Consider the following 2,263-nt stretch of genomic DNA (forward strand, 5'->3'; position numbering starts at 1 on the left):
CACGCCTCCCAGTGCATGGCGGATGAGCGTGTTCATTCTTCATCCCTGGTGGCAGGCAATGAGCCTAGAACTTCGAGGTTCATTGCGATTGTCCAAGACGAATGGCTTGCAGTCTTTTGAAGCTTGGGTCACTGCCATCGGCCGTCACGCTGCCATCGGGGTAGGTATAGCGGGTATAATTTCCATCCATTTTCACCTTCGGCCCCACCGAATACAGCACGTAGTCGGCATGTAACTGGGGTTCGAATGCTACCTTTCGTGCATTTGGGGCGCGGTAATACGAATAGGTTTCGCCCCCACCGAGCAGCCGAGCGAGTTTTTCATGCCCACCAAGGAAATGCTCACTAACTCTGGGGTAGTAGTCCTTACGAATCAACACGTCGCCGCTGACTTCGTGCGTCGCTGAAAAAGCAGAGCGCCGCTGTGGCAGGCGCTGATCGAACATCACGATAATCCCTCCCCCCCTGGGCTGGCTTTAACGTCCGGCCCGAAATGCGTTGTGTTGGCATAGGTGACACCAAAGGTCACATTACTCAACTGCCACTGGCATCTGCTACCGCCATTGATGGGTAGCTTCGCCTCATACACGTCGCTCTGCCCCAACTGCTGCGGCTGGACCGTGGTAGACAGGTAGCCATCTTCCTCATAACTGGACCAGTCCGGCCCTGAGCGTTTGATCGGGCATTTTTCAGAGCGGTACATCACCCGCATCGGGTCCGCTGCGAGATTTGGTGGGACCTTCACTGTAATACTGACCTGTTCGCCGCCCGGAGGTGGGGACAAGGTCTGGTTTTGGGCGCAGCCACTGACGCTGACCAGCAGCACGCCTCCCAGTGCATGGCGGATGAGCGTGTTCATTCTTCATCCCTGGTGGCAGGCAATGAGCCTAGAACTTCGAGGTTCATTGCGATTGTCCAAGACGAATGGCTTGCAGTCTTTTGAAGCTTGGGTCACTGCCATCGGCCGTCACGCTGCCATCGGGATAAGTGTAGCGGGTATAGTTACCATCTTCCCTCACCTTAGGTTCTACTGAGTAAAGGGTGTAGCCGGCATACAACTGAGGTTCGAACGCCACCGTTCTGGTGTTTTTGGCGCGATAATATGAGTAGATTTCCCCTCCACTAAGTAACCTGGCAACCTTTTCATGTCGGACCAAAAATCTTTCGATTACCCAAGGGTAGTAGTCCTTCTTGATTAACACATCACCGCTGACCTCTCGCGTCGCTGCAAAAGCAGAGCGTTGTTGTGGCAGGCGCTGATCAAACATCACAATAAGCCCTCCTCCCGCCCCCCCTCTAACATTCTCCCCGAAGTGCGTTGTGTTGGCATAGGTGACACCAAAGGTCACATTACTCAGCTGCCACTCACATCTGCTACCGCCATTGATGGCTAGCTTTGCCTCGTACACGTCGCTCTGCCCCTGCTGCTGCGGCTGGACCGTGGTAGACAGATAGCCATCCTCCTCATAACTGGACCAGTCCGGCCCTGAGCGTTTGATCGGGCATTTTTCAGAGCGGTACATCACCCGCATCGGGTCCGCTGCGAGATTTGGTGGGACCTTCACTGTAATACTGACCTGTTCGCCGCCCGATGACGGGGACAAGGTCTGGTTTTGTGCGCAGCCACTAAGGTTGAACAGCAACACGCCTCCCAGTGCATGGCGGATGAGCGTGTTCATTCTTCATCCCTGGTGGCAGGCAATGAGCCTAGAACTTCGAGGTTCATTGCGATTGTCCAAGACGAATGGCTTGCACCTTTTCAAAGTCCGGTTTATTGCCATCCGCAGTAACACTGCCATCGGGGTAGGTAATCTGGGTGTAATCACCCACTTTATGCACCTTAGGCTCCACCGAATACAGAACATAGTCGGCATGTAACTGGGGTTCGAATGCTACCTTTCGTGCGTTTGGGGCGCGGTAATATGAATAGGTTTCGCCCTCACCGAGCAGCCGAGCGAGTTTTTCATGCCTACCAAGAAAATACTCACTAACTCTGGGGTAGTAGTCCTTACGAATCAACACGTCGCCGCTGACTTCGTGCGTCGCTGCAAAAGCAGAGCGTCGCTGTGGCAGACGCTGATCGAACATCACAATAATCCCTCCCCCCCCTGGGCTGGCTTTAACGTCCGGCCCGAAGTGCGTTGTGTTGGCATAGGTGACACCAAAGGTCACATTACTCAACTGCCACTGACATCGGCTGCCGCCATTGATCGCTAGCTTTGCCTCGTACACGTCGCTCTGCCCCTGCTGCTGCGGCTGGACCG

At 54.7% G+C, this 2,263-nt stretch carries 3 protein-coding genes and 1 pseudogene; all 4 read right to left on the reverse strand.

The annotated features are described in order from the left end of the window. Positions 1 to 79: 79 nt before the first annotated feature. Entirely contained in the window at positions 80 to 445 is a 366-nt protein-coding gene (locus tag E4P00_RS21630) for a hypothetical protein (protein WP_248133015.1), read from the reverse strand. Next, positions 445 to 858, reverse strand: coding sequence for a hypothetical protein (locus tag E4P00_RS21635; RefSeq protein ID WP_248133017.1), 414 nt, complete (start codon positions 856 to 858; stop codon positions 445 to 447). The genes E4P00_RS21630 and E4P00_RS21635 overlap by 1 nt, the downstream gene beginning before the upstream one ends. 43 nt (positions 859 to 901) lie before the next feature. Beyond that, positions 902 to 1,678 carry a hypothetical protein gene (locus E4P00_RS21640; RefSeq protein ID WP_248133019.1) on the reverse strand — a complete coding sequence of 259 codons (777 nt, stop codon included), beginning with the start codon at positions 1,676 to 1,678 and terminating at the stop codon, positions 902 to 904. 43 nt (positions 1,679 to 1,721) lie between these two features. Continuing rightward, positions 1,722 to 2,263, reverse strand: a pseudogene (locus tag E4P00_RS21645) (hypothetical protein); the annotation flags it as partial.

The organism is Pseudomonas sp. B329 (assembly GCF_023127835.1).
GTDB classification, from domain to species: domain Bacteria; phylum Pseudomonadota; class Gammaproteobacteria; order Pseudomonadales; family Pseudomonadaceae; genus Aquipseudomonas; species Aquipseudomonas synxantha_A.